6 protein-coding genes are annotated in these 8,553 nt (G+C 69.1%); 4 read left to right on the top strand and 2 right to left on the bottom strand.

Going from position 1 to position 8,553, the window contains the following annotated elements:
- Window positions 1–139: 139 nt before the first annotated feature.
- Both O2L52_RS15140 and O2L52_RS15145 read right to left on the bottom strand, forming a co-directional pair.
- Window positions 140–1,240 carry an RICIN domain-containing protein gene (locus tag O2L52_RS15140; protein WP_270116492.1) on the bottom strand — a complete coding sequence of 367 codons (1,101 nt, stop codon included), beginning with the start codon at window positions 1,238–1,240 and terminating at the stop codon, window positions 140–142.
- Between the two features lie 47 nt (window positions 1,241–1,287).
- Complete coding sequence (locus O2L52_RS15145) at window positions 1,288–2,775, bottom strand: non-reducing end alpha-L-arabinofuranosidase family hydrolase (RefSeq protein ID WP_373897037.1); 1,488 nt, start codon at window positions 2,773–2,775, stop codon at window positions 1,288–1,290.
- Between the two features lie 409 nt (window positions 2,776–3,184).
- Between O2L52_RS15145 and O2L52_RS15150 the strand changes: the two genes are divergently transcribed.
- The 4 genes from O2L52_RS15150 (at window position 3,185) to O2L52_RS15165 (ending at window position 8,441) form a co-directional block, all read left to right on the top strand.
- The gene (locus O2L52_RS15150; RefSeq protein ID WP_270116495.1) at window positions 3,185–5,248 is read left to right on the top strand and encodes a cellulase family glycosylhydrolase; all 2,064 of its coding nucleotides are present in this window, start codon (window positions 3,185–3,187) and stop codon (window positions 5,246–5,248) included.
- Window positions 5,249–5,363: 115 nt separating this feature from the next.
- Window positions 5,364–6,098, top strand: coding sequence for a sugar phosphate isomerase/epimerase family protein (locus tag O2L52_RS15155; RefSeq protein ID WP_270116496.1), 735 nt, complete (start codon window positions 5,364–5,366; stop codon window positions 6,096–6,098).
- A complete protein-coding gene (locus tag O2L52_RS15160; RefSeq protein ID WP_270116497.1) occupies window positions 6,095–7,195 on the top strand; it encodes a Gfo/Idh/MocA family protein in 1,101 nt (366 codons plus the stop codon). Before O2L52_RS15155 ends, O2L52_RS15160 begins: the two co-directional genes overlap by 4 nt.
- Window positions 7,196–7,340: 145 nt before the next feature.
- Complete coding sequence (locus O2L52_RS15165) at window positions 7,341–8,441, top strand: serine hydrolase domain-containing protein (RefSeq protein WP_270116499.1); 1,101 nt, start codon at window positions 7,341–7,343, stop codon at window positions 8,439–8,441.
- Window positions 8,442–8,553: the final 112 nt, after the last annotated feature.

Genomic DNA, 8,553 nt, shown 5'->3' on the forward strand with positions numbered 1-8,553 from the left:
CCCCCGCCGCCCCGCCCGCCCGGGGGCCCCCCGCCCCCCCGGGTCTGGCGCCCCCCGCGGCTCGATGCTCACCCACTGGCAGCGCGGGGCCGACCTCTGCGACGTCGCCGCTGCTCATCCGCGAGCCGGCACGCCGTGGTCACCGTCTGGTCCATTGCTGGTTGGCCTGCCCGCCACCGCAGGTCCAGAGCGTGACCTTCGTGCCGTTCCCGGTGCCCCAGCCCGAGGCGTCCAGGCACAGGCCGGACTGCACCCCGGTGATGGTGCCATTGGCGTTGACGTTCCACTGCTGGTTCGCTTGTCCGTTGCAGTCCCAGATCACCACCGCGGTGCCGTTGGCGGTGCCCTGACCGTAGGCGTCCAGGCACTTGTTGCCGTACACCTTGAGCTGCTTGCCGGCGGTGTAGGTCCACTGCTGGTTGGCGCCACCCCAGCAGTCCCACAGCTGCACGTCGGTGCCGTTGGCGGTGCCGACCCCGGTGACCTCGAAGCAGCGACCGGACTGGGCGCCAACGATCTCGGTGGCGTCCGCTGTGCCGACGCTGCCGGGTACCGATTGCAATGCGGCGTACCAGACCGCGGCCATCTTGTCGTATCCGGCGGCGGTCGGGTGGACGCCGTCGTCCAGGTCGGCGGCGGTCAGGGCGCTGTGCATGTCGACCAGGTGCACGTTCTTGCCGGCGTTCACCTTGCTCTGCACGATGCCGGGGATCGCCGCGTTGAATCTGTTCACCGCCGCCTCCCCCTCGCTCCACCCGATCGGGATGATCTGCGCGACGAACACCTCGGCGTTCGGCGCCGTCGCGGTGATGCGGTCGATCAGTGCGGACAGCCGGTTCGGGGCGCCGGCGACATCGTGGTTCTGCAGGATGTCGTTGGTGCCGATGTGCAGCAGCACGGTCTTCGGCTGGTAGGTGTTCAGCCAGCCGACGATGTTCGCGTCGATCTGGTCGATACGCCAGCCGGGGTGGCCTTCGTGATCGTGGTCGCCGAGACTCGCCGGCCCGTTGAACTGCGACCCGACGAAGTCCGCGGTGTACCCGCCGTTGGCGAGGCGCTGCCACAGGCCGATCCGGTATCCGCCCGGCGTGGCGGTGCCCTCGGTGATGGAATCGCCCAGCGGCATGACCCGGACCCCGCCGTTCGACTCCGCGCTGGCAGGACCGACCGCCGCCGTCACCATGCCCAGCATGAGACCGAGCGCCACGATCGGTCCGAGCCACCTTGCTCTTGTTCGCATTTTTGCTCCTGGAATTCGAAGGGTCGCTGCCGTTCCTGGTCGTGCCGCTAGCGCTGCAGGGTCAGCAGACCCGGCCGATAGGGCAGCGTGCCGTACTCCCCGCCGTCGGTGCCGGGGTCGCGCCCCTGGTAGAGGAATTGCAGGTTGCACGGGTCGATGGTCTTGGTCTGGTCGGGGTTGGTGCGCACCAGATCGCCGTGGCTGATGTCCCGGGTCCAGGTCGCGCCGCTGTTGACGCTCCCGGCGAAGGGGCTGTCCACGGTCTCGGCCTGGGGTTGGGGCGTCCATTCGCCGTCGAGGCTGGTGGCCGTGAACGAGCGGAAGTAGCGACCGAACCCGGTGTAGTTCTGGGCCTCGACGATCATGAGGTACTGGTTCTGCCCCTGGACCTTGTAGACCTCGACCGCCTCGAACAGGTCGAGCGGCGTGTCGCGCATGATCTCCGTGAACGAACCGAAGGTGCCCGGGAAATCGCCGATGGGCATGCCGGCGCGGTAGATGCCGCCCTCATCGTCGGCGAAGAACATGTACATGTTCCGGTCGTCGCCGATGAGCGTCACGTCGAGCGGGCCGCCCTTCGGAAGGGTGCCCGTGAACAGCTCCCGCTGCTCGGACCAGCCGTTGGGGTTGGTCGGGTCGCTCGAGGTGCGGTAGCCGAAGCTGTACGGCCAGGCCCCGTTGTAGGCGAGCACCCAGGTGTTCTTCGGCGCGAAGTAGAACAGCGTCGGCGCGATGCCGCTGAAGGGAATCGTGTTCTGGGTTGCCGTGGCCATGTCGGACCAGTTCGTGAAGGGGCTGAAGGACATCAGTCCCCAGTTGCCGTCGGGATAGGGCAGCGCGCCGTGCGTCGTGGCGTAGACGACGTGCTTGCCGTTGTGGACGACGTGGGTGAAGTCCTTGAGCGATGCCCACTCCGGCTTCGGCTGCGCCAGTGGGCCGGTCGATGTCCAGTTGTACGTCGCCGGAAGGCCGCAGGCGGCGCTGCCGCCGTCGACGCGGACGAGCTGCCACTGCTGGTTGGTGCCGTTCCAGTCGCTGTACTGGACGACGGTGGCGCCGTCGTCGGTGGCGGCGTTCTGGACTTCGATCGCCTTGTTGCTGTTGCGGTTGATCAGGCGCGTGTAGCCGCTGCCGGAGTCGGCGAAGCGGAACTGCTGGTTGGCGCCGTTGTGGTCGGTCCACTGGTGGATGGCGGCGCCGTCGGCGGTGGACCAGCTGGACACGTCGAGGACCTTGCCCGAGTGGCGTGCTTTGATTCGGTAGTAGCCGCCGCCGGCGTCCACGAACTGGAATTGCTGGTTGGCGGCGTTCGTACGGGCCCACTGGTGGAGCTGGGCGCCGTCGGCGGTGGACACACCGCTGACGTCCAAGACCTTGCCACTGCTGCGATTCACTAGGACGTACCAGGCGTTGGGGTCGGTCGACTGCTGGGCTTGCGCCGCGGTGAACGGGCTGAGCGCGGTCGCGGCGGCGGCCCCGGCGAGCACGCCGGCGCCGCCGATGAGCATCCGCCTGCGGCTCTTGGGGGTTTCCATCCAGGCCATGGGTCTCCTTCGTTGAGGTTCGCTTCCCCAGACGGGTCCAGCGGGACAGGGTCGAGTGCGGCCGATGTCATCTGGTGATCTCTCACGGAAGCGGGCACAACGAACGTCTGTTATCGCTCACATGGCGAAGTGCAACTCCGAAACATCAGATGATTTCTTCCAGCGATTCGAACTATAGAGAGATCTCGATGTGTAGTCAACGGCTCGCGGAAGGTTTGTTGGCACGCCTGGCGTTACTTGTCGCGCCGAAGCTCGGACCCTTGACAAAGTTTGGTCGTCCAACTTAGTGTGGGCGCTAAGGAGATCGACCCCCCTCCAGCGGCCCGCGCCGCGCCCTCACGGGATCCACCGTCCCACGAGGAGAACCGTGAAGAGCTCACCGACTGTCCATAGAAGACGAATGCGCCTCGGTGCGATCGCCGCCGCCGCGGTGACCGCCCTGACCGCGGGCCTGATCGGCGCTGCCAGCGCCAGCGCGGCCCCTGAGGGTTGCGAGGTCGAATACCAGGTCACCGGCCAATGGTCCGGCGGCTTCAACGCCAATGTCGAGGTCACCAACCTCGGCGACCCGGTCAAGAACTGGGACCTGGAGTGGACCTGGGCCGACGGCCAGCGCGTCACCCACATGTGGAACGCCAAGGACAAGAGCAAGGCCGCCGCGGCCAAGGCCACCGGTCAGGGCCACAGCAGCACGCTCGCGACCGGCGGTACGACATCGTTCGGGTTCGCCGGCTCGTGGTCGGGTGCGAACACCGACCCGGCCGAGTTCCGCCTCAACGGCCGCCTCTGCGACGGCACCGTGAGCGACCCGTCCCAGCCGATGACCGCCGTCGAGCAGGTCGCGGCCATGCAGCCGGGCTGGAACGTCGGCAACACCCTCGACGCCTTCGGCGGCGACACCGGCGGTGAGACCGCCTGGGGCAACCCGCTGATCACCGAGGAACTCCTCCAGACCATCAAGGCCGAGGGCTACAACTCGATCCGCCTCCCGGTGGCCTGGGATTACGAGCACACCGGCCCGGGACCGGACTACACGATCTCCTCCGAGCGCATGGAGCGTGTCGCGCAGGTCGTCGACTGGGCGATCGCGAACGACCTCCAGGTGCTGGTCAACATCCACGACCAGATGTTCACCAAGGAGCTGCCGGACGACCCCGAGAACGTGCTGGCGAAGTTCAACTCGATGTGGGGCCAGATCGCCGAGCGGTTCAAGGACTACCCGTCCGAGCTGTCGTTCGAGAGCATCAACGAACCGCAGTTCCCCACTGACACGGCCAACCAGGACGCCCACACCGCCACGCTCAACGTCAACTTCTACGAGACCGTCCGCGCCACCGGCGGGAACAACGCGGACCGGCTCCTGGTGCTGCCGACGTGGGTCACCAACTCCGAGCAGCCGCACCTGGACGCGCTCAAGGCGACCATCGACGAGCTCGACGACGAGATGATCGCCGCGACCGTCCACTTCTACGGGTTCTATCCCTTCGGCGTCAACGTCGCCGGGGTCACCACGTACGACGAGGCGACCCAGCAGGACCTTGTGAACACCTTCCAGCGCACCAATGACACCTTCGTCGACAACGGCGTGCCGGTCATCGTCGGGGAGTGGGGCGTCCTCGGCTACGACTACACCCGCGGCGCCGTGCCCAACTCGCCGCAGTACGGCGAATTGCTGAAGTTCTTCCAGGCCACGGCGCACCAGGCCGTCGAAGAGCAGCTGACCTTGATGCTGTGGGACGCCGGCTCGTACCTCAACCGCCACACCCTGGAATGGCGCGACCCGCTCCTGAAGGCGTACATGGACTCAGGTTTCACGACGCTTTCGGGCACCGCCTCGTTCGACTCGATCTACCTCGAGAAGGCCGGGACCATCGCGGACGAGTCGCTCACCCTCAACCGCAACGGCCTTGACTTCGAGGGCCTGTGGCAGGGGGACACCGCACTCGCCGAGGGCGCTGACTACACCGTTTCCGGTGACACGCTCACTCTGACCGCCGCCGCGCTCACCCGTCTCGCGGGCGACCGCGCCTACGGCACCAACACGACCATCGAAGCCCGCTTCTCGGACGGCCTGCCTTGGGCGATCCACATCATCACCTACGACCAGGCGCAGCTCTCGGACGTTTCCGCGACCATGGACGGCGAGCCTTGGTCCGGGTGGGAGCCCTGCGACGCCTCGTGCTTCGCGATTCCGACCGAGTTCAACGGCGACCAGATCGCCACGATGGAGGCCAAGTACGCCGACGGCACCAACGCCGGGCCCCACTCGTGGACCGCCTTCAAGGAGTTGTGGGCGACCTACCGGCCCGACTACGAGGCCGGCACGATCAGCCTCACCCCTGACTTCTTCAACGAGGTCAGGGACGGCGAGCCCGTCACCCTCACGTTCCACTTCTGGGGCGGCGGCACGATCGACTACACGATCACCGAGTCCGGCACGACCGTGACCGGAACCAGCGCTTAATCAGCGATCCACCCGGCGGCGTGGGCACCCAGTGCCCGCGCCGCTTCGGCTCGCCGGGGCCCGGAAGCGCGGGCACCCGACAGCGACAGATACGCCCGACCAGAAGGAGACCAGCATGACCGCCGAACTCTCGGTGCAGCTCTACAGCGTGCGGGACGCGCTCGACGCCGACCTGCCGGGAACGCTCGACCGCCTCGCGGGACTCGGCTTCGAGAACGTCGAACTCTTCGGCTTCACCGACCGGGTGGACGAGTACCGCACCGCGCTCGCGAACGCGGGCCTCACCGCGCTCTCGGCCCACGCGTCGCTCGCCGAGGGCGATGCCGAGCGGGCGCTCGACGCCGCCGCCGCACTCGGCGTGCGCACCCTCATCGACCCGATGATCCGCCACGGGTGGGAGACCGCCGACGGCGTGTCCGCCATCGCGGAGCGGCTCGGGCAGATCGCCGCCCAGGCGCAGCCGCTCGGCATCGAGTTCGGCTACCACAACCACACCTGGGAGTTCGAGTCCGAGATCGACGGGCGCAACGCCTTCGACGTGTTCACGGACCAGCTCGACCCGGCGGTGGTGCTCGAGATCGACACGTACTGGGCCGAGGTCGGCGGCCAGAGCGCACCCGCGCTCCTGGCCCGCCTCGGCGACCGCGTGCGGCTGCTCCACATCAAGGACGGGCCCCGCACCACCGACGCCTCCGCGCAGCAGCCCGCCGGATCGGGCGACATGCCGGTCAAGGAGATCCTGGCCGCCGCGCCCCGGGCCGTGCGGGTCATCGAGTTCGACGCCTACGCCGGCGACATCTTCGACGGGATCGCGCAGAGCCTGCGCTTCATCTCCGGGCTGGAAGCATGAGCGCCGGGCCGGTAGGCGTCGGCGTCATCGGCGCGGGAGTCATCAGCGGCGAGTACCTGCGGAACCTCACCACGTTCCCCGACCTCGCCGTGCGGTTCGTGGCCGACCTCGACGCGGACCGGGCCAAGGCGCAAGCGGAGGCGTTCGGGGTGCCGGCGTCAGGTTCGGTGGCCGAACTCCTTGCGCGCGAAGACGTCGAGATCGTGGTGAACCTGACGATCCCCGCCGTGCACGTGGAGGTCGGCCTCCAGATCCTGCAAGCGGGCAAGCACGTGTGGAGCGAGAAGCCCGTCGCGATGGACCGCGAGAGCGGCCGGGCGCTGCTGGACGAAGCGAAGCAACGCGGCCTCAGGGTCGCGTGCGCACCGGACACCGTCCTCGGCTCCGGCCTCCAGACCGGCCTGCGGGCCATCGAGGACGGGCAGATCGGGGAACCGCTCACCGCACTCGCGGTCATGCAGGCCCCCGGCCCCGAATCGTGGCACCCGAGCCCGGAGTTCCTCTTCGACACCGGCGGCGGCCCGCTGTTCGACATCGGCCCGTACTACCTCACGACGCTCGTCCACGTCTTCGGTCCGGTGCGCCGCGTCAGCGCCACCTCGTCGCGGTCCCATGCCACGCGCGTCATCGGTTCGGGCCCGCGCGCCGGAACGGAGTTCCCGGTGAACGTGCCGACCGCGCACGCCGCCCTGCTGGAGTTCGAGGGCGGCGCGAGCGCGGTGGCCCTGTTCAGCTTCGAGTCCCACCTGGTGCGGGCCGGCCTCGTCGAGTTCACCGGCACCTCGGGCACGCTCGCGCTCCCCGACCCGAACGGCTTCGACGGCCCCTCGCGGCTCTGGCGGGACGGCGGCGAGCCGGACGTGATCGAGGCCGTCGGCGCCGAATACGGCAGGGGCGCAGGCGTGCTCGACCTGGCCCGCGCCATCCGAACGGGAACCGGCGAGCGGGCCTCCGCCGACATCGCCTTCCACGTCCTCGACGTCATGGTCGCGATCACCGAGGCCGCGGCATCGGGGACCGCCGTCGAACCGCAGAGCACCGCGACCCGACCCGATGCGCTCCCGCCCCAATGGGATCCGACGGCTCGCACGCTCTGACCAGGGCCGCTCCTCCGCAGCGCCGGGCTCTTTCAACACCCGGAGCCCCGCGCTGCGGCAGGGCGGCCGTACTCGATTCGCCTGACAGGGACCGTGTCAGGTCGGTGCAAGGGCGGCGACAGCGCGGCCGCCCATAGTTGCCGACATGAACGAGAACACCACCGCCACCCAGACCAGCTCCGCCGACCGGGCCGAGTTCCAGCAGATCATCGACGGGATCGTCGACGCCGGCTTCACCGGTGTGCAGCTGCGCATCACCGACGAGCACGGCGAGTGGACCGGCGCCGCCGGCTCCCGCGAGATCGGCCGCCCCGGGAAGCCCTCCACCGAGGGCGCGTTCCGGATCGGCTCCAACACCAAGACCTTCACCGCCGCGCTCGTGCTCCGCCTGGTCGCCGAAGGCCGCCTCGCCCTCGACGACAAGGCCGCCGACCACCTGCCGCGGTTCGCGCTCGACCCGCGCATCACCGTGCGGATGCTGCTGCAGCACACCAGCGGCGTCTACAACTACACCGGCGACTTCGAGGACGGCGAGCTCGTGCCCGGCATCACCTGGCAGGGCAAGACGTGGGTCGAGGACCGGTTCAAGACCTTCCTCCCCGAGGAACTCGTCGAGTTCGCGCTGGCCAAACCGCTGAACTTCGAGCCGGGCACGGCCTGGAGCTACTCGAACACCAACTACGTCCTGGCCCGCCTGGTCGCCGAGTCGGCCTCGGGCCGCCCGTTCGCCGAGGAGATGCGCCGCCTCGTCCTGGACCCGCTGGGGCTCACTGGCACCGTGGTCCCGGAGACCGACCCCGAGATCCCCGGCGAGCACGCCCACGCCTACTACCGGTACGAGGAGGACGGCCAGGTGCACATCGCGGACGTCTCCCGCATGAACCCGTCCCGGATCTCCACCGGCGGCGACATGATCTCCACGACGAAGGACCTGCAGCGGTTCATCACCGGCGTCCTCGGCGACGGGTTCCTGCCCGCGCCGCTGCTCGCGGAGATGGTGGCGCCCTACCCGACCCCGATCCCGAACATGGGCTATGGCCTCGGCGTCTTCGTCCAGGAGACCGACGGCGGCACGGTCATCACCCACAACGGCGGCATCGCCAGCTACGCGGCGCTCATGTTCAGCACCCCGGACGGCGGGAAGACGCTCACCGCCTCCATCACCTATGTGGACGATGAGACGATGGCTCTCGCGATGGCCTTCCAGGAAGTCCTGCAGCGCCTGGTGGCCAAGGCCTTCGGCTGATCCCGCCCGAACGCCGAAGGGCCGCGGGCCGCCCCCCGGGGGGGGGGGGGGGCCCGGGGGGGGGGGCGGGGGGGGGGGGGGGGGGGGGGGGGGCCGCGCCCCGGGGGGGACC

The organism is Glycomyces algeriensis, assembly GCF_027622855.1.
In the GTDB taxonomy this organism is placed as follows: Bacteria; Actinomycetota; Actinomycetes; order Mycobacteriales; family Micromonosporaceae; genus Glycomyces; species Glycomyces algeriensis.